Raw genomic sequence first — 23,103 nt, 5'->3', positions numbered from 1 at the left:
TTGAGGTCCCCCTCCGAGTTTTTCCTAATTCTATGTGCCCTGACGTCTGTCCCGCCCGGTGTTCAGCTTTGTTTGCCGCTGGCCAACAGATGGGCGCGGTAATGTTGTATCAGGCCGCTGGTTGAGCTGTCGTGCAGTCCGGCAGCCGCTTCGCCTTCCTGCGGATCGAGTTCGGGCAGGATCTTGTTCGCGAGCTGTTTGCCCAGTTCAACCCCCCATTGGTCGAAGGAGTTGATGTCCCAGATGACACCCTGCACGAAGATCTTATGCTCGTAGAGAGCGATCAGGCGGCCCAGGCTATGGGGCGTGAGCTTCCGGAACAGGATTGTCGTGCTGGGTTTGTTGCCCTCAAAGACGCGGTGCGGGAGAAGGCGCGCAAGGGTCGCGTCCTCAAGCCCCTGCGCCTGCATCTCCGCCTTGGCTTCCTCTGCCGTCCGGCCTTTCATGAGAGCCTCGGTCTGCGCGAAGACGTTGGACAAGAGGATCTTATGGTGCTGCCCCACGTCGTTATGGCTTTCCAGGGGCGCGATGAAGTCGGCGGGGATCAGATGGCTGCCTTGGTGGATCAGCTGATAAAAGGCGTGCTGGCCGTTGGTGCCGGGCTCCCCCCAGACGATCGGACCGGTGCTGTAGTCGACGGCTGTGCCCGCGTGCGTGACCGACTTGCCGTTGCTTTCCATGTCTGCCTGCTGCAGGTAGGCGGGCAGGCGGCTGAGATATTGGTCATAGGGCAGGACCGCATGACTTGCCGCACCCAGGAAATTTGCATTCCAAACCCCCAATAAGGCGAGAACGACCGGGATGTTCTCCTTCAGGGGAGCCTGCAGAAAGTGCCGGTCCATGTCGTGGGCACCCGCCAGCAGGTCTTCAAACGCATCCATGCCGATCGAGAGTGCGATCGGCAGGCCAATGGCCGACCAGAGGGAGTAGCGGCCCCCGACCCAATCCCAGAACTCGAACATATTCCGCGGATCAATGCCGAAAGCCCGAACGGAATCCGCGTTGGTCGAGACCGCGACAAAGTGCCTGGCGATATCCGGCTCGGCCGCGCCGGAACTCAGGAACCATTGGCGCGCCGAGCCCGCATTGGTCATGGTCTCCTGGGTCGTAAAGGTCTTTGAGGCGATCACGAAAAGCGTCGTCGCCGCATCCAGCGGGCGCAGCGTTTCCATCAGGTGGCTGGCGTCCACATTGGAAACGAAGTGCAGGCGCGGCCCGTCCCGACCATAGGGGGTCAGGGCCTGGGTCACCATCTGCGGTCCGAGATCCGAACCGCCGATGCCGATGTTCACCACATCGGTGATGACGTCTCCGCGATAACCCTGCCAGGCGCCGCCGCGCACTTCATCAGTGAAGTGCCGCATCCGCGTCAATACCGCCTTGATATCCGGCATGACGTCCCGGCCATCATAAAGCACCGGCCCGCCGGAGCGGTTGCGCAGGGCGGTATGGAGGGCGGCACGGTTTTCGGTCGTATTGATCCTGCTGCCCTCGAACATCGCCTGACGGGCGGCGCCAAGTCCTGCGTCCTCCGCCAGCGAAATCAAGAGGGAGAGAGTCTCGCCGGTGATGCGCTGTTTGGAGACGTCGACCAGAAGATCGTCGAGCCGAAGCGAGAAGTTCTCAAAGCGGTCCGCGTCTTCAGCGAAGAGATCTCTCAGGTGCACCTCGCTCATGGCCGCTGCATGATCTTTGAGGGCGGACCAGGTGGCTGATTGACTGGGCAGGGACGTTTTCAACGAAGGGGCTGACATAGCGCGTGCATTCTCCCCCGATTGGGTATTGGCAGGCTTGGGCATGGAACCACAGAGTCTCTATACCAGATCCTGGGAGTCTGGCCAGAAACATCGCGTCAAAAGACGATCCAGCTTTCCGGTTGCGCCCATCAAGGCAGGATCGCATCTCAAAGACTTTTCGGGAGAGCGGCGGGAAGACCGCACCGGCAAAATCCTGGCGGCAAAGTCCCTCTACGGCTCGCTTCAGGCTTCCCCCGCGCTTCTCTGGCAAGGTCTGTAATTAAATTACAGAATTTCTTGCATTCATCCCTAAAATCAAGCTATAGTAGCGCATCAATGTGGTAAAATTACAAAATCGTGACAGGCCTCTGGAAGTCGTGAAGCTCTAAGACCTGACTTGCGCAGGATCTTTGGCCTTAATTCCTGGTTTACGCGCTTGGGGGTGCTCGGGCAGTCGCGATTGGTTGGAGAGCATATGGCTCAGATTATTCCGGTCGATATTTTCGACATCGTGGTGTTCGGGGGGACCGGAGACCTTGCGCTACGCAAACTCATGCCCTCGCTCTTTCTGCGTGATCATGACGGTCAGATTCCCGATGGCAGCCGCATTCTCGGGGTTTCGCGCAGCGACTTGAGCTCGGCGGATTACGTCGCGCGGCTGCGCGCGGGGCTTGAGCAGCATCTCGATCAGGACGACCTGGATGACGGGACCTGGCAGCGCTTTTCCGCCCGGATCGCCCACGTCAGGCTGGATGCGACCAAAGCCGAGGGCTGGGACGGGCTTGTGCAGGACCTCAAAGACGGTGAGGACCGGTCCCGTGTCTTCTATCTGGCGACCTCGCCCGATCTCTTCGGTCCGATCTGCCGCAACCTGAAGACCGCTGGCGTGGTGACCCCGAAGGCAAGGGTCGTCCTGGAGAAGCCGATCGGCCGGGACCTGGAGTCCGCCTGCCGGATCAATGACGAGGTCGGAACCGTCTTCAACGAAGATCAGATCTTCCGTATCGACCACTATCTGGGCAAAGAAACGGTGCAGAACCTTATGGCACTGCGCTTCGCCAACTCTCTTTTCGAACCGCTCTGGACCAGTGCGTCCATCGATCATATTCAGATCACCGTGGCCGAGACCATCGGCGTGGGCGGCCGCAGCGGTTATTACGATCGTTCCGGCGCCTTGCGGGATATGGTGCAGAACCACCTGCTGCAGCTGCTCTGCCTGGTGGCGATGGAGCCGCCGGTTCGCCTGGACAAGGACTCGGTGCGCGACGAAAAGCTGAAGGTGTTGCAGGCGCTGCGCCCCATCGCGGATGGCGATGTCGGGGTTAAAACCGTGAGCGGGCAATACCGTTCCGGGGCCGTCGACGGCCAGGCCGTGCCGGGCTATCAGGACGAGTTGAACGCCGAAGCGGATGGCGACGCGCCTGAGAGCAACACCGAGACCTTTGTCGTGATCAAGGCGGAAGTGGAAAACTGGCGGTGGGCGGGCGTTCCTTTCTATCTGCGCACGGGTAAGCGCCTGCCGAAGCGAAGCTCTGAAATCATCATTCAGTTCCGCCCCGTCCCCCATTCGATCTTCGAGCAGGGCGCGGGTGAGGTGGTTGCGAACCGTCTGGTGATCCGTCTCCAGCCGGACGAGGGCGTGACCTTGAACCTGATGACCAAAGATCCCGGCCCCGGAGGTTTGCGCCTGCGTCCGGCGCCTCTCAATCTGAGCTTTGCCGAGACCTTCAAGGTCCGTTACCCAGATGCCTACGAACGCCTCCTCATGGACGTGGTGCGCGGCAATCCCACACTCTTTATGCGGCGCGACGAGGTCGAGGCCGCCTGGTCCTGGGTCGAGCCGATCCTGGAAGGGTGGCAGCGCGGATCCGAACGCCCGAAGGCCTACACCGCCGGAACCTGGGGGCCTTCCGCCGCGATCGCGCTGATCGAGCGTGATGGGCGCACCTGGCATGACGACGCTGATTAGGGTGCCTTGAGAATGATCGATAAGATGACCGAGATTCAGAATCATGTTTTCGAAAACGGCGCGCAGTTGGCGGACACTCTCGCCAACTATGTGACCGAAGCGATCAATGCCGGTATCGCGGAGCGTGGCCGCGCCAGTCTGGTGCTCTCGGGCGGCAGCACGCCGGCCCGCCTTTTTCAGCAGCTGGCCACCCGCCCCATCGCCTGGGCTGATGTGACAGTCACCCTGACCGACGAGCGCTGGGTGGATGAAACTTCGGAGGACAGCAACGCGGCCATGCTGCGCCGCGAACTCCTGACCGGCGAGGCTGCTGCTGCGAAGTTCATTAGCTTGAAGACCGAGCACGCGACACCGGGCGAAGGCGAGACTGCCTGCGCCGAACGTCTGGCCGCCTTGCCGGTGCCTTATGATCTGGTGGTATTGGGCATGGGTACGGACGGACATACGGCTTCGTTGTTTCCCGGAGATGCCAATCTTGGGCCTGCGCTTGATCCCGATACGGCCCAGCCCTGCATCGCGGCGAACCCGCCGGGTGCGGCGCAGGCGCGCATGACCCTCACCCTCCCCAGCCTGCTGTCCTGCCGGCGCCTGGTGCTGCTGATTTCCGGTGCGGAAAAACGCGCGGTACTGGAGAAGGCGCTGGAAGACGGGCCGGTCGAGGACATGCCCGTGCGCGCACTGCTGCGCCAGGATGCCGTCCCGGTCGATGTTTTTTGGGCGCCGTGAGTCGGGATATTTGCAGGTTGTCGTATTTGCGCCGTCAACGGCCGCTCTCTCTCAGGAGGTTGTAATGAACGTGAAGCTCGGTGAAGTGACGGAACGGATTGCGCGCCGCAGCCGGAGCAGCCGCGAGGATTATCTCTCCCGGATTCGGGCGGCAGGGTCCAAGGGACCCCATCGTGGTGTCTTGTCCTGTGGAAATCTGGCTCATGGTTTTGCGGCCTGCGGCGATGAAGACAAGCATGACCTGAAGGGCGAAGAGAAAGCCAATGTGGCGATCGTATCTTCTTACAATGATATGCTCTCGGCGCATCAGCCCTTCGAGCGCTTCCCGGAGATCATCAAGGATGCCGTGCGGGACGCCGGTGGCGTTGCGCAGTTCGCGGGCGGCGTGCCGGCCATGTGTGACGGTGTCACCCAGGGGCAACCCGGTATGGAGCTCTCGCTTTTCAGCCGCGATACCATTGCCCTCTCCACCGCCGTTGCGCTGTCGCACAACATGTTCGATGCCGCGCTCTGTCTGGGTGTTTGCGATAAAATCGTCCCCGGCCTGATGATGGCGGCGCTGAGCTTCGGGCATCTGCCGACGGTCTTCGTGCCCGCCGGGCCCATGACCTCCGGTTTGCCCAATGAGGAAAAGGCGCGGGTCCGTCAGCTCTTCGCCGAGGGCAAGGTCGGACGCGATGCGCTGATGGAGGCGGAGTCCCAATCATACCATGGCAAGGGCACCTGTACCTTCTACGGCACGGCCAACAGTAACCAGATGCTGATGGAGATCATGGGGCTGCATCTGCCCGGCTCGTCTTTCGTCAATCCCGAGACCCCGCTGCGTGATGCACTGACCCGTGCCGCGGCCAAGCGCGCCACGGAAATTACCGCGCTGGGCAATGATTACACACCGATCGGTGAGGTCATCGACGAACGCGCGGTCGTCAACGGGATCGTCGGCCTCATGGCCACGGGCGGTTCGACCAACCACACCATTCATCTCGTGGCCATGGCCCGTTGCGCCGGCATCGAGATCACTTGGGACGACTTTGCTGATCTTTCTGAGATCGTACCCTTGCTGACCCGGATTTATCCCAACGGGCAGGCCGACGTGAACCACTTCCATGCGGCCGGCGGTATGGCTTTTCTGATCGCTCAACTGCTCGATGCCGGCCTGCTGCACGCTGACGTCCGGACCATCCTGGGCGACGGCGGGCTGGAGCGTTACCGGAGCGAACCCCTTCTTGAAGAGGGTAAGCTCCGCTGGCGCGACGGGGCATCCGAGAGCCTGGATCCAACCATCCTGACCACGGTCGCCGCGCCTTTCAGTTCCAATGGCGGTGTGAAGCTTCTGACCGGCAATCTGGGGCGTTCGGTGATCAAGATCTCCGCGGTCAAGCCCGAGCATCGCTTGGTTGAGGCGCCTGCGCTGATCTTCACGTCGCAACAGGCTTTTCTGGACGCTTTTAAGGCGGGTGAACTGAACCGTGACTTCGTTGCCGTGCTGCAGTTCCAGGGGCCGAAGGCCAACGGCATGCCGGAGCTGCACAAGCTGACACCCTCCTTGGGTGTGTTGCAGGATCTCGGGTATAAGGTTGCCCTGGTCACCGACGGGCGGATGTCCGGCGCCTCGGGCAAGGTGCCCGCGGCGATCCATGTCACGCCTGAATGCCTGGACGGGGGACCGTTGGCCAGGCTGCGTGATGGCGATGTCGTGCGGTTGGACGCGGAAAAGGGCGAACTGCAGGTTGAGATCGATGCTGACGTCTGGACCGCCCGCAGCTGCGCGGAGCCGGATCTTTCGGAGCATGAGTTCGGTATGGGCCGGGATCTCTTTGCGGTCTTCCGGCAGAGTGTGAATGGTGCCGAACAGGGTGCGACGCTGCTGAAGGACCCAGGGAACGAGACGGTCGCAGCAGCTTAGGGCCTGCGATGAAGAGAGTAAAAACAAGGAGAGAGCAATGACGGGCCCAAGTCGCGCAATGGCCGATATCATGGCGATGGCGCCAGTAGTGCCGGTAGTGGTGCTTGAGGATTTGAAAGCGGCGATCCCCATGGCCGAAGCGCTGGTCAGCGGCGGTCTGCCGGTGATCGAAGTTACGTTGCGCACGCCGGTCGGGCTCGACGCCATCTACGAGATTTCCCGGGCTGTGCCGGGCGCCGTGGTCGGCGCGGGCACCGTCAACCGGCCGGAACAGCTGGTGGATTCCCTCGAAGCGGGCGCGAAGTTCATTGTCAGCCCCGGCGCCACCCCTTCGCTGGTCTACGCCGCAAGCTCTGCCGCCGTGCCCTACCTGCCGGGCGCGGCAACGGCGAGTGAGATGCTGGCTCTGCTGGAAGAGGGGATTTCGCACCAGAAGTTTTTCCCTGCCGAGGCGTCGGGGGGTGTTGCGTCTCTGAAATCCTTCGCGGCGCCTTTGGCCGAGGTCAAGTTCTGTCCGACCGGCGGGATCGACGCGAAGTCCGCCGAAGACTATCTGGCGCTGCCGAATGTCGTCTGTGTCGGGGGCTCCTGGGTCACCCCAACGAAACATGTGCAGGCGGGCAATTGGGATAAGATCGAAGATCTGGCCCGCGCCGCGGCGAAACTCGGCAAATCCTGAGCCTGAGGTCCGACTCAAGATCTCACTCATCTCCTGTTCGAAAGAGGGGTGCGCGTCATGGAGGGTGACATAGAACAGCCGGCACTGCGGCAGGCGCCCCTCGAAGAATCCGCAAACATCATCGAAGAGATCAGGGCCCGTGGTCCGGCTTTGACACCGGCGGAGCGCAAGGTCGCCGATGCGGTTCTCGATGACCCCGCCGCCGCCATGAAGTCAAGCACCGCCGTTCTGGCGCGTAAAGCAGGGGTGAGCGATCCGACGGTCAACCGCTTTTGTCTGTCGCTTGGGTGCGCGGGCTTTCCTGAATTGAAACTCCGGCTGGCACAGAGCATTGCGCGCGGGGTGCCCTTCGTGAACCGGCATGTCTCCGCCGAGGACACGACCGAAACCTATGCCGGCAAGATCTTTGACGCCACGACCTCGGCGCTGTCACGCGCGCAGGACCGCCTCGATATGGCGCAAATTGGCCAGGCGGTCGATGCGCTTGCGTCGGCATCCAGAATCTCTTTCTTCGGGATCGGCGGTTCGGGCGCTGTGGCGGTCGACGCGCAACATAAGTTCGTCCGTCTTGACGTTCCCGCCATCGCACAGTCGGATATTGTCATGCAGCGCATGCAGGCTGCGGGTATGGATGACGGGGATGTGGTGGTGTTCATTTCCAACACCGGCTGCACCATCTCCCTGATCGAGAACGCCCGGCTGGCCGCCAGCCGAGGCGCAAAACTCCTGGCGCTGACAGCGGCTGGAAGTCCCCTGGCGGATGTCTGCGATATTGTGATTGGCATCGATCCCGTGGAGGATGCCGACATCTATGTCCCCATGGCGTCCCGGATCGTCCACCTGGTGATTCTCGACATTCTTGCGACCGGGGTCATTCTTGGCCGGGGGCCTGGCTTTCATGCCCGGCTCGCACGTATCAAAGAGAGCCTGCGCTCGGGCCGGAGGGCCATGTAGTTTTGGCAGACTTAACAAACGTTGAGCCGTCTCCGGCTCGACGGTTCCTTGGGTGGTGAGATCATCCCGCCCGGTGCGCTGGTGACTCTCTTCAACCTGCATAAAAATCTATGTAAATCTGTCTCTTAGAGAATTATTAAGGTCCAAGAGGTACGGCTTACTGCTTCTCTCTCCAGACGGGTTTCAGTATGTCAAGCTATCAGATAGCACAGCCAGCCGACGCTGCGATTTCAAGCCGCGCAATGAAGGGTGCGCTGCCGCTGTTTGCGCTCAGTCTGTTCATGAGTGCGTTGCTGCTGTTCTCTGTCCAGCCGATGTTCGCCAAGATGGTGCTACCTTCGCTCGGCGGAGCACCCGGCGTTTGGAATACCTCAATGGTGTTCTTTCAGACCGTGCTTCTGGCTGGTTATGCCTACGCGCACTTTAGCGTGAAGCTGCTGGGCGTGCGCAGACAAGCCCTTTTGCATCTTTTGGTGCTCTCCCTTGCCTTTATTTTTCTACCTATCAGTACAGCGGCGGATGCAAAGCCGTGGGTCGGTCAACCGGAGCTATGGCTGCTTTGGACGTTGACCAGCTCATTGGGTTTGCCATTCCTGGCGGTCGCAGCGACCGCGCCGCTCCTGCAGAAATGGTTCTCCGAAACCGGGCACGTACATGCGAAGGACCCTTACTTTCTCTACGGAGCCAGCAATGTCGGCAGCTTAATGGCGCTACTTGGCTATCCAATCTTCGTCGAGCCTTTCCTGGCCTTGGGCGAGCAAAGTTTCACCTGGATGCTGGGGTACGGCTTGCTGGCGTTGTTGATTCTCGCCTGTGTTTTCGTTGCCCGTAGGGGCGATGGAGCTCTGCCTGAGACCAGTAGTGTCCCTTCAGGCGCGGCGCCTCAGACTCTGGCGTATCCCGGCTGGCCGCAACGTCTGCATTGGATTGTTTTGGCGCTGGTGCCGTCGAGCCTGTTACTCGGGGTCACGACGCATATCTCGACCGACGTAGCCGCGGTCCCCTTGCTTTGGGTTGTCCCCCTGGCACTCTACCTTCTGACCTTTGTGATCGTGTTTTCGCGCAAACCGCTGCTTCGGCAGGAATGGATGGTGCGGCTGCAGCCGCTTGTCTTGATACCTTTATTGGCGAGTTTTATCTGGTCTTTCAGTGTCTCGATCGCCGCTGCGGTGCATCTGGTTGCTTTCTTTGTGACCACTATGGTCTGCCACGGTGAACTCGCGCGCCGCCGACCCGACGTCGCCCACCTGACCGAGTTTTACCTCTGGATGTCGTTTGGAGGCATGATCGGCGGTTTCTTTGCTGCTCTGATCGCGCCCGTCGTTTTCAATTCGGTCATCGAGTATCCCCTGATGATCGTGATTGCGTGTTGGTTGAGGCCGTCACAGCAAGACGGTGGCGAGCTGTCTCACGTCAGGCGCAGGAAGTTGCTGACCGATGCAAGCTTGCCGATACTTCTTTTCGCGGCTATGGCGCTTGCCTTTCCATACCTCGGAGTCGGACCTTCCGATCTGGGGATGGTTGGTTCCTTTATCGTGTTCGTGTTTTTTGCCTTGGTGGTCTATGGCTTTGCCGAGCGTCCGCTGAGATACGCGTTGGGTGCGGCGGCGGTTTTCCTGGCTATAACGACGATCGATCAGCCTACGCGGATGATTGATCAGGAACGTAATTTCTTTGGCATCAGCAGGATCGCCCAATCTGATGATGGACAGTTCAATCTTCTGATCCACGGTACGACGCTGCATGGCGCCCAACACGTGGATCCATTGAAGTGGGAAGAACCTCTAACCTACTATCAACGCTCTGGGCCAATCGGTGAAGTCTTTGTCGGTTTGACGGCGGCTGGTCGGAGTCCGTCGAAGGTTGGCGTTATTGGTTTGGGCGTTGGCACACTGGCCTGCTACCGCGAACCTGGCCAGAATTGGACATTCTTCGAGATTGACCCCGCGATGGAACGCATTGCGCGCGATCCGAATTATTTTCGCTACCTAAGCAGCTGTGCTGAGAATGCATCTGTTGTCATTGGTGATGCGAGGCTCTCTTTGCAGAGCGAAGCGGGAGGCAAATACGACCTTATTGTTCTTGACGCCTTCAGTTCAGATGCCATTCCGGTACATTTGTTAAACCGTGAGGCTCTAGCTCTCTATGAGGCAAAGCTGGCGCCTGGCGGCATAATCGCTTTCCACATTTCGAACCGGACATTGAATCTTGCGCCGATCGTCAGCCGTCTGGCTGAGAACGCCGGGCTCTCTGGCCGGTCCAAGTTTTCGGGTATGGTCAATCGGGCGACTTACAAAACCGGTTCGTCCTGGATAGTTCTCGCGCGCAGTGACGCTGATCTGGCGTTTTTGGATGTTCAGGTTGATGACAGCGGATCGAAAGATGAAAATTATGTCGCTTGGCAAGATGTTTCAGCTCTGCCCAAGGGTCGGCTTTGGACAGATGATTTCTCCGATATTTTAGGAGCGCTGAGTTGGGACTGAATCTCGCTTCAATAACTGCTGTCCGGTCTTCTGATGGGTTTCCAGCGTAGAATTTAGTTACCTTTCACTGGACTCAATGGAGAATGATCGTCCTTTGGGGCGAAGATTCGCAAGTACTGATGATCCGGTCCCAATCTAAAGCCGGACCAGACTCACAGTGTCGATAAATCTCCTCTGATGGTTCATTCTGAACTTGATCTGATCAAGGGGATTATAGGGTTGTGGATCGGGATAGCGGCGTGAGGTCGTCATGATACCTCGTCATCGCTCCGCTCTAAACGCTCCATCGAAAAGCGCGTAACCTGGACCTCAAGAGGTCGTAGGGAGAGAAACGGATTAGGCCCAAGTCTTGGTGGCAGAGAGTTCTTCGGAACGGGTGCCGCTTTCGCGAGTTTTCCGGGCCGTTCCAATATGTTCCTCAACCTTCTGGACCAGACCGTGAATATCGATCGGTTTGGAAATGTAGTCGTTCATGCCCGCAGCCAGGTATTCCTCGCGGTCGCCGCGGATGGCATTGGCGGTCATGGCGAGGATGGGGCAGTTTGCGACCGGCAAATCGAGAGCTCGAATGCGTTTGGTGGCTTCGACCCCGCCCATCACCGGCATGCGGATATCCATGAGAATAAGGTCGTAGGGAAGCGTTTGAACGGCGCGGACCGCCTCACTTCCGTCCGCGACGGCATCTACGGCGTAGCCCGCCGCCGTCAGCACTGTCATGGCCAGGCGCTGGTTGGTCGCGTTGTCTTCGACAATGAGTATGCGTTGCGCCGCGTCGCCCTGCCTGTCGCTGCCGATGAAGTTCGATGCCGGCGCAGCGGGCGTGGGCGGCTTGAGGCTAGCGTCGGCATCCGGCGCGCTGGCGCCGGGTCCGTGAGCACCGGGTCTGTAAGCACCGGGTTCGTCAGCATGGGGCTCGTCGGCAGAAAGCAGGCGCTGCATAATTCTCAGAACCTTGTCCTGGTGCACGGGCTTTGGACAGCTGGCGTCGAAGCCAAGCACCCTGGCCTGCTGATCTGTCGTCATGCCTGATGAAGACGACAGGATCAGTTTCATGTCTCTCAGCTTCGGCTCGGCACGGATCAATTTGGCGAGGGCGAGACCGTCGGTCTCCGGCATCATGTGGTCGATGATGGCAAGCTCAAAGGCCGCGCCCCTCTCCTGCGCTTCCGTCAAAAGCTTCATTGCGCTGCGGCCATCTGACGCCAGTTCGGCCAGAACTGCATGGCTTTGAAGCTGCAACTTAAAAATGCGCCGGTTAAGAGCGTTGTCATCCACCACCAGCACTCTGCGTCCGGTGAGTTCTTCCGGAGTGGCCTCGACAACCCGTCGCGCTGTCGAATCGGCTTCACCCAGCCGGATGGTCACCCAGAAGCTGCTGCCCTGGTCCGGTGTGCTCTCAACGCCGATCTGGCCACCCATCATTGCGGCCAGTTTCTTACAGATCGCGAGACCGAGGCCCGAACCTTCATATTTGCGGTCGGATCCATCATCGACCTGCACGAAACGCTTAAATATGTCATCGAGTTTTTCAGGAGGAATACCGACTCCGGTGTCGGTGACCGTGATCCGGATGTCGCGCGCATCTTCGCGTGATTCGCCGTTCTCCGTGACTTCGATGGCAATGGCACCGCTGGGGGTAAACTTGATGGCATTGCCGACCAGATTAAGCAGGATCTGGCGGACCCGACCGGCGTCACCATTCAGGCATCGGGGTAATCCCGGATCGATATAGGTGCTGAGCTCCAGGCGGTTCGTATAGGCGCGTGGCCCCATGAGGTTGACCACGCTCTTGACCACATCACGCAGGTCGAAGTCGGTTTCCTCAAGTTCCAGGGAGCCCGCCTCGATCTTGGAGATATCGAGAATATCGTTGAGCAGGCCGAGCAAAGCCTCACCCGAAGTGTAAATCGTCTCGGCATAGTCTTTCTGCTTTTCCTCCAGGTCGGAGCGCATCAGCAGGTTCGCAAAGCCCATGATGCCGTTCATCGGCGTGCGTAGCTCGTGGCTCATGACGGCAAGAAAACTGCGCTTGGCTTCCTCAGCCGCGATCGCGCGGTCGCGCTCCTGTGTGATGGCCTGTTGGCTCTCGACAACGGCCTTCTCCAGGGGGGCGAAGATCACCAGCGTATTGAAGATCAGCGCGCAAACGATCGCAAAAGCAGTCGCGAAGAGGATGTAGAGTATCAGCGATGCGCCGGAGGTAAGTTCGTCGTCGATGATCGGTGCGATGGTGTGAAAGACGGGACTGATCTCTGCGGAGACAAGATCCTCGAGCGCGCCTGCGGCCTCACGGCTTGCCGGACTGCTCTGAACTTCAGCCTCGACGATCACGGCGGCGAGCTCCAGGACCTCGCCGATCAGCTCTTCCAGCTCCGGCCCTTCATCGCCGACACCGTCTTCCCAGATCATTGCGAGGCTGTCCGGCATCTCCTGGCCGGCCAAATTGACATGCGAAATCTCCTCGTCGAGGTTTTCGAACATGCGGTGCGCGAGCAGGTCCCAGTGCGCTTCTTCAGAGTCGGTCTCGGCGTCGTCGTCGATCTCACTCACGCCGTCCGGGTCGGCGTTTCTGATTGCCGTGAAGACAATCACCAGCTCTTCAAAGGCTTGTACCAGGTCCGATTTTCCCGATGTCGGCCCCTGCCCGGCATCTGACCCACTTTCGTTGCTCCGGTTGACCGCGCGCTGAACCTCGGCGCGCAGGTGATGTGTCGCCTCTGTGAGTTGGCTGAAGGCCCTGGCAAAATGCGCGTCGCTCTGCAGGGAGTCCACAACGGACCAGCCACCGATGATGCACAGCAGCAAAGCGGCCAGGATCGCGATTTTTGCGGTCCAGTAGCGTTTCCGGAGAAATTCTCGTGTAATCGAGCCCGGCATGTTCCAGAGCATCCTCGAGGGCAGGTTTGTGTCTTGAGCGCTCCAGTTTGAGCGCAATTATGTTAAAAGACCTATAAACCCTTGCTCTGGTTGGAATTTTTCTCTTTCAAGTTGTTTCGGATTGGGTGGTCATGGTTATCATTGAGATTGAGTTTGCTTATGACCCATCTATGTGGTTGCCGCGGGACTGCTTTTACCCGCTTCCTTCGAGCGCAGCCCCGGTTTCCTTCCCGTGGCATACCGGAACGATCTCGAACTCGACCAAATCCGACCATTCAGCAACCCAACGCTGAAGGAGAGTGACGTCGTCACAGGCCATGACCTGAAAACAGCGGTCCAGATCTGCACTGACCCAGCTATCGATGAATGTCAGGCCCTCCGGCATCATGCGGCCCTTCTCCGAAAAGCGCCGGTAGACTGCTTTACCATCCTGGTTTCGAAAGCGTTCGATGATCATGAATTGCATGGTGGCTCCCCTCACTGCGCTCCGGCTACCTTAACACAGAGCTGCTGGGATCGGGTTTTTACCCGGGCGCAGCGTTTCAAGGCTGCGGCCTGTCGGCTTTAATCGGCTTCGGGCTCCGGCCTCACGATGAGCGGTTCGAGGCGCTTGATGACATCGCGGGCATTGTAGGTGCGATCGTCGTTCTCCGGCATTGTCCTAACCGGTTTGTTCTCGGAAAACACGATGATGTTGGCGATCGCCTGATAACTGGTCACGGGACGGCTGGTCACCGTCGAGTACGAATAGGAAAGACCGCCAAAACCATGACGATGACGCAGTGAGCGCCGGCCGTAAAAGCCGTAATAGCCGGGAGCTGCGTCAAAGGTATTGTAATAGTTCGTGGTGGACTCCAAGTCCTGGTCGACCATCCGAAAGTGGTCGTAGCCGCGCTGCAGGGTGATTTCCGCGGCCCGGTAAAGCAGGTAGGTCTCGACCGTCTCGCGCGGGGTCAGGGAATTGCCGGAAAACGACACCCGAAAGCGGTCGCTTTCCGTTTGAAGCTCGCTGTATCCCTTGCCGTCCAGTGCAGGGCCATAGGGCGTGGCTGTGCTGCAGCCTGCGAGCACCAGGCTGCTTGCGACCAATACCACGAGCATCACGAAGCTGCGTGATCCGCTTTGCCTTCGGTGCGACTCCGTTTGAAGGCAACCTTGCTGAAGCACGTTCTGTACCCCCGTCGGGACCCTTGTCTGATGATTAAGTGATGGCGGCAAGTTGAGTCTTCAAGCGTGCGGCTGTTCAGGTTTCGGGAACCGTGAGCAGCTTGAGCCTTTGGAAGCCGGCCTCGCGCAGCCGCTGCATCAGTCTCACGATGCGATTGGCCGGCGTTCCGCCGTCTGCTTTCAGGCGAAGAGTCGGCTTTGCTGCGTCTGTGTGGGCTTTGAGGCGTTGGCTCGCGGTTTCGATAACGCTTTCCTCCGACATCTCGACGCCATCCAGAGCAAAGCGTCCATCGGCTGAAACCAGGATGAGCATGTCCTGGGGACTGTTCTGGCCTTCACTTTGGGATTTGGGCGGATCAATGGCGAAGGGATCGCCCGCCGCCAGTTGGCCGGCCAGCATGAAAAATATCAGCAGCAGAAAAACGACGTTGATCAGGGGCAGAACGCTGTCATCGCTGTTGCTCGACTTTCCCGTGTGTTGCCGAAACTGCATGGAGTCCTGCCGTCCCTTTTCAGTTCGCCGAGGGCGCGATCAGTGAGAGGTCGGTGACCCCGGCGGCGGAAAGACTGTCGAGCAGTGTGACCGTTTCCTGCATGACGACACCGTCCGCCGGTCTGACAAGAATCCGCCGTTCCGGGTCTTTTGCAAGCAATTCGACGACCCGCAGGATCAGGGCTTCAGGAGAAAGCGTTTCTCCGGAGAGCCGTAGGCCATCTGGGCGGATGTCGATCAGCAGCGTGCCTTCCAGGCGCTCACCGCCCTGGCTCGTTCCGGGCGTGTTGAGTTCGATGGAGCGCCAGTCGAGGAATGACGATGCCAGCATGAAGAACACCAGCAGGATAAAGACGACATCGATCAAGGGCGTCAGGCTGATGAGCTGGCGCCGCCGCGGCCTGAGCGCAAGGCGATTACTCGCCGGCGGCGATGGCGTGTATGCCTGCAGACGCATTGGTGCTGCCCTCTTGATCGTGATTGGCCGGATTATCGGCCGGACTGCCCTCAAGACCTCCGGCAAGGCTTTCCGTAAAGACCTGGGTGATGGCATCTTCCATGGCGTGAGCCGTTCGTTCGACCCGCCGCTCGAGCCAGTTCAGGATCGCAACGACCGGGATTGCGACGGCGAGGCCCGCTGCCGTCGTCAGCAGCGCCGCCCAGATTCCCCCTGATAGAATTGCCGGATTGACCTGGTTTCCGGCCTGTTCAAGCTGACGGAACGCCTCGATCATGCCCAGGACCGTCCCGAAGAGCCCCAGAAGCGGCGCCAGACTGGCGATCACTTCCAGCGGTCTGAAGCCGCTACGCAAGTCCTCAAGCAGGCTGTTGCCATAACGCATTACCTCCTCGCGGACTTTCCGCTCGGGCACATCGCCGCGGCTTCGACCCTGGATCGCCAGCGAGATAACTTGCGACAGCGGGCTGCGGGCGTTTTGGAGGGACTGCAAGGCCTTGCGGACCCGGCCTTGCCGATAGAAGGCGACCGCCTGTAACCCCTGGCGGCGCTCGCCGATCCGGGTGCTCTGGAACTGCCAGAGCTTCAGGAGAATGATTGCAAGGGCGAACACGGACATCGCGATCAGGATCATCACGACCGGGCCGCCTGCCTCGATATAGGTCAGTACATCGTTGAAACGTCCCGCCCCGTCGAGTGCGCTCTGCTGGAGATCGCCGGCCGATCCAAGCGCGGGTTCCGTCTGCTCGTCCATAATTCAGCTAAGCCTCTGTAAAAGTCTTTTTCGCGGGTTGCGAAGGTTATTTGATGAAGGGCACCGCGCCGCGGGCGGTTGTCGAGATCATTGCCAGACAATCGCTGCGCGCACCAGCATTGTCATCGCAGGCGGTGAGCCTATTCAGCAAGACGCGGCCGATGGCATCGCAACGCATCCTTGCGATATCGAACACCTTCAAGCTGGTTTTGTCTTTCGGCAAGGGGGCAGCCTCCACGGCAAGCCGCTTGGCCACCACGCCCTCGCTGTCGAACAGCACCAAATCGAGTTTCAGGCTCTCGAAGGAGGCTGGGCTCCGGTTCTCCAGCAAGAGGTAAGCGCGGCAGGCATTCTCCGACGCTTCAAGCTTATTCAGCTCGATTTTGATCTCTGGCCCGGTCTCTTGTGCAGTCTGGGGCCCGGTTTCTTGCGCAGCGCCCGGCGCATTCTCCGATCTGGCGGACGACCAGGGCGTCAACGCGATCACGACAGCGGCCAGGAGAACGAACCCTATCGCTGAACGCGTCACGATCATTGCTGTCGAAGCACTTCTCTTTTCCATAGGCTGATCTATCGCACATATGCGAGTGACTCTCAATCGCGAAATAAACCGAATTGAAAGCAGTGCCGCGATACAAATTATCGCGAGCTTTCGCCAATTTTGGCGCAAGGACATGTATAAGTTTTCACGGCCTGACGGTTTCCAACGTCGCGGAAATAGTATCTCAGAGAACTTTATTCGAAATGACTGGTGCTTTGACAAAAGTCCGAAAGATTGATTTGCGTTCTTTAGCAGTAGCATTTGCGCTTTTCGCAAGTGTCTTGGTTTCCGTCAGCACCGTGACCCCAGTCCTGGCGCAGAACAGCAATCAGAACAGCAATCAGACCGCTGCCGAGAAACAGGCCGAGGCGGAAGCTCTGATTTCCCGCTTGTCGGATAGAGAGGTGCGCGAACTGCTCGTCGGACGTCTGGCGGAAGCCGAGGCCAGAGAGACCCGTGGCCCGGAGGAGTTCAATCCCGCCGTTATTATCTACCGCCTGCAGCGCGACATGGGCCTGATCAGCGAAGAGGTGCAGCATATCTTCGCGGCGGTTGTCGATCTGCCTGCGATTTTTCCCGCCGCCTGGGCGCGGTTCAGCGCCGACCGGAAGGACGGCGGACTGATTTGGTTTTTTGCCACCATGACGATCGCCTTCGGTCTGGGTTTTTTAGCGGAAAGCGCCCTTCGGCCGGTTCTTATGACCCGTCCCGGTCAAGGGCCGCAGGAGCTGGTCGAGAGCACCCGCAGGAAAGTCCTTACCCTTGGCGGAGTTCTTCTCAGGCGCCTGCTGTTGCTCGGTGTCTTCGTCGGCGTGGCGACGGCGGTCTTTGTGGTCTTTTTCGACACCACCCAGAAGGACCGTATCGCGTTCTTCTTTTATCTGACGGCGACAGGCGTGTTCCGTGTCAGCATCGCGATGTCGCAGGCCTTCCACGCACCCAAACGCGGGAACCTGCGGCTGCCTCTCTATGACGATGGCGAAGCTGCCTACATGCATCGAACCTTTCTGATCACGGTCGGGTTCGGCGCCTTTGCGTTCTTCACCTGTGCGCTGTTCGGGACCTTGGGAATCCTCGGCTACGTGCACGAGCTCTTTTTGATCCTGGTGGGGACCACGACGGTTTCCCTGCTGATCTACACGATCATCTCGGGCCGCAGCCTGATTCGCAAAGACATCCAAAGCGGCGCTCCGCCCGAGAGCCCGCGCGCCCGCTTCGCCCGCGCATGGCCGTGGATTTTTGCCGTCTTTACCGGGTTTCTCTGGGTCGGCATCGTGGTGCGGGAACTGCTTTACGATTTCGTGCCTTACGGGGCCGCGCTCTTCACCATCGGCCTCTTTGCCGTCATTCCGAGCCTGGATGCACTCTTCTACCGCGACGCTGCGCGTTTCGAGGCGGCGGCGGACGATGTGCGCGCCGCATTGGCCAGAGCCGCCCGGCTCACACTGCTCGTTGTGGTGACGGTCTCGCTTGCTTCGGCATGGCGTATCAATCCCCTGACCATGAGCGACGGCGGTTACGCCACGCTTTTAGCGGAAGCGGCGATGCAGGTGGCAGCAACCCTGCTGGTCGCTTACGGCATCTGGCAGGCGGTGCGGATTTATATCGACCGTAAGATTGCCGAAGAAGACGCCGAATTTGCCGCTCAGGGTCATGATCCCGGAGAAGCCGAGATCGGCGGAACCGGAATGTCGCGCATGCGCACCCTCTTTCCGCTTTTCAAACGCTCGGTGCAGATGGTGCTGGGGATCATTGTCATTATGATCTTATTGTCGTCGCTCGGGGTCGATATCGCACCGATCCTGGCGGGGGCCGGCGTGGTCGGTCTGGCCATCGGTTTCGGATCACAGACCCTGGTGCGCGATATCGTCTCGGGGGCTTTCTTCCTGATTGACGACGCCTTTCGTCTGGGCGAGTACATCGACGTTGGCTCGGTGCAGGGCACCGTGGAGAAAATCTCCCTGCGCTCCTTCCGCCTGCGGCATCACCGGGGAGCGATCCATACCGTGCCTTTCGGCACCATCGACACCCTGACCAACTACTCGCGCGATTGGGTGATCATGAAGCTCAAGTTCCGGGTGCCTTTCGACACCGACGTGCGGGCGGTCAAAAAGATATTCAAGAAGATCGGTGCCGAGTTGCTTGAGCATCCGGAAATCGGAGAGGATTTCCTGCAGCCCTTCAAGTCTCAGGGCGTCTTTGAAGTCGACGACTACGGCCTGGTGATTCGCGCTAAATTCACTGCCAAACCCGGACGGCAATTCATGATCCGCAAGGAAGCCTACATCGCCGTTCAGGAGGCCTTTGCCGCTAACGGGATCGAGTTCGCGCGTCCGGAGATCAAAGTCACCGTCGAAGACGAACAGGATGATGACGATATTCCCGCGACCACGCATGAGAAGGTCAGGGCGGCCGCAGCCGGCGGCGGCACGCGCCTTATCAGTCATACCGCCGCAGATGCCGCGGAGAAGGTGTAGGGCTTGTCCTTCTAGCCGCTTATTCCCACCGGACCACAGACCGAACTGATCTTGTGTTGCCACCTGGAGGAGTCTTGCGCGCCACGCGCCCTGCCTCTGCATGATCCTGCACTTGATCCGCTTGTTGAACGGACCTCTCAAGCTCTCCGCGCAGGTGCTGAGCCTTTTGATGGGTCGGGAAAGAGAGCGATTCCATATCGGAACGCTAAGGTGAAGAAGCAACTAAAAGACGAAAAAACATAGTCAAAAACCTCTTAACAAAATACCCCGTTAAGCAATTTTTCACTCACGTAAGGTTGAATGACCCTGGGGTATTTGCAGGCGTGATCAGACTGGCCGCACTGCGGTATCCATCGGTTGGTGGCAATCCATCGGCGTCGCGACTCTTCTTGGATAACGTCACATGGGGATCTGGGCTTATGCAGCAATTGAAAGGGTGTTTCACCGCCGGCGTGGCTGTCGTGGGTTTTTTGGCGATTGCGAGCATCGCGGATGCTTCTGTTGGCCGCGACGCAAAGTGTCTTTTCGTATCGTCTTATCACCAGGGCTACGCCTGGTCCGACGGGGTCGAGCGGGGCCTGCGCGCGGCGCTTGAGGGCCGTTGCGATCTTCGGCAGTTCGACATGGACACCAAGCGTCTGAAGTCGGAAGCGGAAAAACAACGCAAAGCTCTCGAAGCCAAGGCGCTGATCGAGTCCTGGGACCCTGACATCGTCATAACCGCCGACGACAACGCCGCCAAGTATCTGATCCAGCGCTACTACCGCGATGCCGAGATGCCTTTCGTCTTCAGCGGTGTGAATTGGACCGTGGAGGCTTACGGATTTCCCTACAGCAATGTGACCGGCATGATCGAGATCGCCCCGATCGAGCCCATGTTCGACCGGGCCGAAGAAGTGTCGCCCGGCATCCGGCGTGCTTTCTATATTGGTGCGGACACCTTGACGGAGGAAAAAAACCTCAAACGCTTTCAGGAAGCGACCAAGCGCCGTGGCATCAAGCTTGAGTTCGCCCTAGCCGGAACCATGAAGGACTGGATGGCCGCCTACCGCGAGGCCCAGGCCCATGATCTGATCATCATGGGAAGCAACGCCGGAATCAACGACTGGGATGTCGAACAAGTGCGGTCGTTCGTAGGCACCACAGCGAAACGCCTGAGCGTTACCAATCACTATTGGATGATGCCCTACACGATGGTTGGCATTACCAAGGTTGCCGAGGAACACGGCGAGTGGGCCGGTCAAACGGCTCTTAGGATCCTCGGTGGAATGACGCCCGGCGAAATTCCGATCGTTGCCAACAGCCGCCGGGATATCTGGATCAATCCGGAGGTTCTCTCCGCTGCCGACATCAGCCTGCCGCGCGGTCTGATGCGAAAAGCCAAGCGAGTCACCGGATTTGCCTCAAAGTCTTAACGATCGCCTCTTTAAGACCTGGGAAGTTTCCTGTCTGGTCCTGCTGGTCGGCGCCATTTGCGCTGCCCTGAGCAGTCTGGCCATCAAGACCGATCTCGGAGACGCAAAAGAAATCTTCACGCAGCAGGCCTACACCTTCGAGCGTGAGGTGGCACATCGCTTTGCCAGTGCGGATGCCGTGCTCACGACCCTGGTGGAGTTGCACCATGCCAGTGACGATCTGGCCGATCATGAATTCGCCGCTTTGTCCCGGGAGCTGCTGAGGGCCTATCCCCATATCCAGACCATTGCCAAGCTGTCGCTCCTGCGCCGGGAGGACCGCCAGTCCCTGGAAGAATCCATGCGCGCCGGCGGCTTCCCGCAGTTTCAGCTTACCGAGCGTACGCCCGAGGGCGAGATTGTCGGGGCCTTGGAGCGAGATATTGCGATGCCGATTCTCTCGCTCGAGCCCTTCACGCCAGAATTCGCCCAACTGGTCGGTTTCGATGCTATATCTGATGCCGCGCTCGCACCCGCAATCGGACGGGCAATCGATTCCGGACGGGTCATGAGTTCCGAAGTGGTCGAGATCCCGCATGTCGGGCGCGGCTTCTTTGCTTTCAAGGCGATCTACTTCGGTTACAACTCCCCGAACTCGGTCGAAGCCCGCCGGGCACAAGTCAGTGGCCTGGTGGCGTTGTTCCTGGGCGCCGATCGCTTTTTCGATGATACCTATCGCCACTTCGACCGTTTTGCGGTCCGCAGCTTCGACGAACATCATGAAAGCGGGCAGAACGATTATGATCGGAACGATTATGATCAGAAGGACGATGAGCAGAACGACGATTACATCTATCGACAGGACAGGATGCGATCCGTTGCAGGACCAATCCTGTTCGAGCCTTTTTCTCTTGAGCTGCCGCTTTTTGCGCAAGGCAAAACCTTCGTCCTCGAGGTCTCGGCGCGTCCGGGACTGGAGGTGGTGCGCGGCTGGTTTGTAGGTATCTTCGTGGTCTTGCCGGCACTGGCGGGAACATTTCTGATCCTGGCGCTTGCGAACCACCGGCGTCGTCAGCGGCAAGCACGCATAGACGAGAGGAAGCTGCGTCAGAACAAGGAGCGGTTTAGGGATTTTGCGGAGATTGCGTCCGACTGGTTCTGGGCCACGGACGAACAACTGCGGTTTTCCTATCTGTCCAATCAGTTGATTGAGGCGACAGGCTTGCAGCCGAAGGACATTCTCGGAAAAACCCGCAAGGATCTGACCAGGTTCAAATCCAACGATGTGAAATGGCTCCAACACCTCACGGACCTTGAGATGCGGCGGCCGTTCCGGGATTTCCGTTACGAGTACATAGACCCCCAGGGCAAGTCCCTGTGGCTTTCGATCAGCGGGAAACCCGTCTTCAGTGAGGAGGACGAGTTCCTTGGATACCGGGGCACCGGCACGAACATCACTGCGGAGGTTCAGGCGGAAACGGAGCTGCGTAAGGCGAAAGAAGAGGCTGAAATCGCCAGCCGGAGTAAGTCAACATTCCTGGCGAATATGAGTCATGAACTCAGAACGCCTCTGAACGCGATCATTGGGTTTTCAGATCTTATGAAGCGCGGCGTTTCCGGCAAAATCGAGAACCAGAGGCACCAGGAGTACGTCGACGACATTTACGGTGCCGGCGAACACCTCCTATCGATCATCAATGAAATTCTCGATCTCGCCAAGGTCGAGGCCGGTAACTCACCCTTGGGCGAAGACGAAATCGACGTGTCCGAGATCGTTCAGACGGTCTGTTCGCTTCTGGCCGAGCGAGCGCACGAAAACCGGGTTCACCTGAAAACCGAGCCGATGGCCGATCTTCCTTACCTTTGGGCCGACGCCCGTAAGCTGAGGCAGATCCTGCTCAACCTCCTGTCGAACGCGCTCAAATTTACCCCACCTGAAGGGACGGTCACCGTAAAGGTGTCCTGCGATGCTTCGGCAGGCTACATCTTCCATGTCGAGGACACGGGCATCGGCATCGCGCCAGCCGACATTCCCAAAGCACTTGCAGCCTTTCAGCAGATCGACAGTGAGTTGAACCGCAAGTATGAGGGCACCGGTCTCGGCTTGCCGCTGGCGAAGGCCTTTGTCGAGCAGCATGGCGGATCACTCGCCTTGAAGAGCGCCGTGGGCCAGGGGACTTCTGCGATCGTCGTCTTTCCCCCTGCGCGCATTCGCAAGCGCCCTGCCGGTGATCCTCAGTCCAAGGTTTCTTCAAAAAAGTCAGCCTAATGCCTCTTGAGATTTGGGACGCCGCCGGGGTTGCTCGGCGATAGAGCGAGATCAGGAGCGCGGGGGACCAGTCTGTCAAAAATCTCTGCAATTGGATCTACGATTGCAGGTAAGGTCTCTAAGGCTTTCTAACTAAACAGAATAGAGAGCGGCTCCGGTTTTTCACTTCTTCGGGGACTCCGCTCGCGCTCCGAGCGGGCTGAAACCCGCCGTTGTCAATC

General features: G+C 59.2%; 18 protein-coding genes. 10 read left to right on the top strand and 8 right to left on the bottom strand.

Going from position 1 to position 23,103, the window contains the following annotated elements:
* Nucleotides 1-62 precede the first annotated feature (62 nt).
* Nucleotides 63-1,754 (bottom strand): glucose-6-phosphate isomerase, encoded by a 1,692-nt coding sequence (gene pgi / locus FKG95_RS22040; RefSeq protein WP_142898576.1) that lies wholly within the window; start codon nucleotides 1,752-1,754, stop codon nucleotides 63-65.
* Between the two features lie 43 nt (nucleotides 1,755-1,797).
* On the opposite strand from pgi, the gene FKG95_RS22035 reads away from it, so the two are divergent.
* The 7 genes from FKG95_RS22035 to FKG95_RS22005 all read left to right on the top strand — a co-directional run bounded on the left by FKG95_RS22035 (nucleotide 1,798) and on the right by FKG95_RS22005 (nucleotide 10,453).
* The gene (locus FKG95_RS22035) at nucleotides 1,798-2,016 is read left to right on the top strand and encodes a hypothetical protein (protein WP_142898575.1); all 219 of its coding nucleotides are present in this window, start codon (nucleotides 1,798-1,800) and stop codon (nucleotides 2,014-2,016) included.
* Between the two features lie 195 nt (nucleotides 2,017-2,211).
* On the top strand, nucleotides 2,212-3,705 hold the full coding sequence (zwf, locus tag FKG95_RS22030; RefSeq protein WP_142898574.1) for a glucose-6-phosphate dehydrogenase: 1,494 nt from the start codon (nucleotides 2,212-2,214) through the stop codon (nucleotides 3,703-3,705).
* Nucleotides 3,706-3,717: 12 nt separating this feature from the next.
* Nucleotides 3,718-4,431, top strand: coding sequence for a 6-phosphogluconolactonase (gene pgl, locus FKG95_RS22025; RefSeq protein ID WP_218940317.1), 714 nt, complete (start codon nucleotides 3,718-3,720; stop codon nucleotides 4,429-4,431).
* A 64-nt stretch (nucleotides 4,432-4,495) separates the two neighbouring features.
* On the top strand, nucleotides 4,496-6,337 hold the full coding sequence (gene edd / locus FKG95_RS22020) for a phosphogluconate dehydratase (RefSeq protein WP_218940316.1): 1,842 nt from the start codon (nucleotides 4,496-4,498) through the stop codon (nucleotides 6,335-6,337).
* Nucleotides 6,338-6,374: 37 nt separating this feature from the next.
* Nucleotides 6,375-7,016: a bifunctional 4-hydroxy-2-oxoglutarate aldolase/2-dehydro-3-deoxy-phosphogluconate aldolase gene (gene eda, locus FKG95_RS22015; protein WP_142898572.1), complete on the top strand. Its 642-nt coding sequence runs from the start codon at nucleotides 6,375-6,377 to the stop codon at nucleotides 7,014-7,016.
* A 57-nt stretch (nucleotides 7,017-7,073) separates the two neighbouring features.
* On the top strand, nucleotides 7,074-7,970 hold the full coding sequence (gene hexR, locus FKG95_RS22010) for a transcriptional regulator HexR (protein ID WP_142898571.1): 897 nt from the start codon (nucleotides 7,074-7,076) through the stop codon (nucleotides 7,968-7,970).
* 188 nt (nucleotides 7,971-8,158) lie between these two features.
* Nucleotides 8,159-10,453, top strand: coding sequence for a fused MFS/spermidine synthase (locus FKG95_RS22005; protein ID WP_142898570.1), 2,295 nt, complete (start codon nucleotides 8,159-8,161; stop codon nucleotides 10,451-10,453).
* Between the two features lie 336 nt (nucleotides 10,454-10,789).
* Here the strand turns inward: FKG95_RS22005 and FKG95_RS22000 are convergent, their stop codons facing one another.
* The 7 genes from FKG95_RS22000 to FKG95_RS21970 all read right to left on the bottom strand — a co-directional run bounded on the left by FKG95_RS22000 (nucleotide 10,790) and on the right by FKG95_RS21970 (nucleotide 16,763).
* On the bottom strand, nucleotides 10,790-13,330 hold the full coding sequence (locus tag FKG95_RS22000; protein WP_179954225.1) for a hybrid sensor histidine kinase/response regulator: 2,541 nt from the start codon (nucleotides 13,328-13,330) through the stop codon (nucleotides 10,790-10,792).
* Nucleotides 13,331-13,523: 193 nt separating this feature from the next.
* Nucleotides 13,524-13,796 (bottom strand): DUF3303 domain-containing protein, encoded by a 273-nt coding sequence (locus tag FKG95_RS21995; RefSeq protein WP_142898568.1) that lies wholly within the window; start codon nucleotides 13,794-13,796, stop codon nucleotides 13,524-13,526.
* 98 nt (nucleotides 13,797-13,894) lie between these two features.
* On the bottom strand, nucleotides 13,895-14,431 hold the full coding sequence (locus FKG95_RS21990; protein WP_142898567.1) for a CC0125/CC1285 family lipoprotein: 537 nt from the start codon (nucleotides 14,429-14,431) through the stop codon (nucleotides 13,895-13,897).
* Nucleotides 14,432-14,573: 142 nt separating this feature from the next.
* Nucleotides 14,574-14,990: an ExbD/TolR family protein gene (locus FKG95_RS21985; RefSeq protein WP_142898566.1), complete on the bottom strand. Its 417-nt coding sequence runs from the start codon at nucleotides 14,988-14,990 to the stop codon at nucleotides 14,574-14,576.
* Between the two features lie 19 nt (nucleotides 14,991-15,009).
* Nucleotides 15,010-15,447 (bottom strand): ExbD/TolR family protein, encoded by a 438-nt coding sequence (locus FKG95_RS21980; protein ID WP_142898565.1) that lies wholly within the window; start codon nucleotides 15,445-15,447, stop codon nucleotides 15,010-15,012.
* Complete coding sequence (locus FKG95_RS21975; protein WP_142898564.1) at nucleotides 15,407-16,201, bottom strand: MotA/TolQ/ExbB proton channel family protein; 795 nt, start codon at nucleotides 16,199-16,201, stop codon at nucleotides 15,407-15,409. Before FKG95_RS21975 ends, FKG95_RS21980 begins: the two co-directional genes overlap by 41 nt.
* Nucleotides 16,202-16,247: 46 nt before the next feature.
* Nucleotides 16,248-16,763 (bottom strand): Tat pathway signal sequence domain protein, encoded by a 516-nt coding sequence (locus tag FKG95_RS21970; RefSeq protein WP_142898563.1) that lies wholly within the window; start codon nucleotides 16,761-16,763, stop codon nucleotides 16,248-16,250.
* Between the two features lie 218 nt (nucleotides 16,764-16,981).
* Between FKG95_RS21970 and FKG95_RS21965 the strand changes: the two genes are divergently transcribed.
* The 3 genes from FKG95_RS21965 to FKG95_RS21955 all read left to right on the top strand — a co-directional run bounded on the left by FKG95_RS21965 (nucleotide 16,982) and on the right by FKG95_RS21955 (nucleotide 22,882).
* Nucleotides 16,982-19,219 (top strand): mechanosensitive ion channel family protein, encoded by a 2,238-nt coding sequence (locus FKG95_RS21965; protein ID WP_179954224.1) that lies wholly within the window; start codon nucleotides 16,982-16,984, stop codon nucleotides 19,217-19,219.
* 419 nt (nucleotides 19,220-19,638) lie between these two features.
* Nucleotides 19,639-20,634, top strand: coding sequence for an ABC transporter substrate-binding protein (locus tag FKG95_RS21960; protein ID WP_142898561.1), 996 nt, complete (start codon nucleotides 19,639-19,641; stop codon nucleotides 20,632-20,634).
* On the top strand, nucleotides 20,618-22,882 hold the full coding sequence (locus tag FKG95_RS21955) for an ATP-binding protein (protein ID WP_142898560.1): 2,265 nt from the start codon (nucleotides 20,618-20,620) through the stop codon (nucleotides 22,880-22,882). Before FKG95_RS21960 ends, FKG95_RS21955 begins: the two co-directional genes overlap by 17 nt.
* Nucleotides 22,883-23,103: the final 221 nt, after the last annotated feature.

Origin of the sequence: Denitrobaculum tricleocarpae (assembly GCF_007004665.1) — a bacterium.
GTDB classification, from domain to species: Bacteria; Pseudomonadota; Alphaproteobacteria; order Kiloniellales; family Kiloniellaceae; genus Denitrobaculum; species Denitrobaculum tricleocarpae.
Note: the sequence above shows the minus strand (reverse complement) of the source record. Positions and strands in the feature narration are given on the sequence as shown.

Excerpts from the sequence above, each read along its gene's own strand:
- FKG95_RS21980 (WP_142898565.1), bottom strand. The coding sequence starts at position 15,447 with ATGCGTCTGCAGGCATACACGCCATCGCCGCCGGCGAGTAATCGCCTT.
- zwf (WP_142898574.1), top strand. The coding sequence starts at position 2,212 with ATGGCTCAGATTATTCCGGTCGATATTTTCGACATCGTGGTGTTCGGG.
- FKG95_RS22000 (WP_179954225.1), bottom strand. The coding sequence starts at position 13,330 with ATGCCGGGCTCGATTACACGAGAATTTCTCCGGAAACGCTACTGGACC.
- FKG95_RS21970 (WP_142898563.1), bottom strand. The coding sequence starts at position 16,763 with ATGGAAAAGAGAAGTGCTTCGACAGCAATGATCGTGACGCGTTCAGCG.
- FKG95_RS21995 (WP_142898568.1), bottom strand. The coding sequence starts at position 13,796 with ATGCAATTCATGATCATCGAACGCTTTCGAAACCAGGATGGTAAAGCA.
- edd (WP_218940316.1), top strand. The coding sequence starts at position 4,496 with ATGAACGTGAAGCTCGGTGAAGTGACGGAACGGATTGCGCGCCGCAGC.
- FKG95_RS21960 (WP_142898561.1), top strand. The coding sequence starts at position 19,639 with ATGCAGCAATTGAAAGGGTGTTTCACCGCCGGCGTGGCTGTCGTGGGT.
- pgi (WP_142898576.1), bottom strand. The coding sequence starts at position 1,754 with ATGTCAGCCCCTTCGTTGAAAACGTCCCTGCCCAGTCAATCAGCCACC.
- FKG95_RS22005 (WP_142898570.1), top strand. The coding sequence starts at position 8,159 with ATGTCAAGCTATCAGATAGCACAGCCAGCCGACGCTGCGATTTCAAGC.
- FKG95_RS21990 (WP_142898567.1), bottom strand. The coding sequence starts at position 14,431 with ATGCTCGTGGTATTGGTCGCAAGCAGCCTGGTGCTCGCAGGCTGCAGC.
- hexR (WP_142898571.1), top strand. The coding sequence starts at position 7,074 with ATGGAGGGTGACATAGAACAGCCGGCACTGCGGCAGGCGCCCCTCGAA.
- eda (WP_142898572.1), top strand. The coding sequence starts at position 6,375 with ATGACGGGCCCAAGTCGCGCAATGGCCGATATCATGGCGATGGCGCCA.
- pgl (WP_218940317.1), top strand. The coding sequence starts at position 3,718 with ATGATCGATAAGATGACCGAGATTCAGAATCATGTTTTCGAAAACGGC.
- FKG95_RS22035 (WP_142898575.1), top strand. The coding sequence starts at position 1,798 with ATGGAACCACAGAGTCTCTATACCAGATCCTGGGAGTCTGGCCAGAAA.
- FKG95_RS21985 (WP_142898566.1), bottom strand. The coding sequence starts at position 14,990 with ATGCAGTTTCGGCAACACACGGGAAAGTCGAGCAACAGCGATGACAGC.
- FKG95_RS21975 (WP_142898564.1), bottom strand. The coding sequence starts at position 16,201 with ATGGACGAGCAGACGGAACCCGCGCTTGGATCGGCCGGCGATCTCCAG.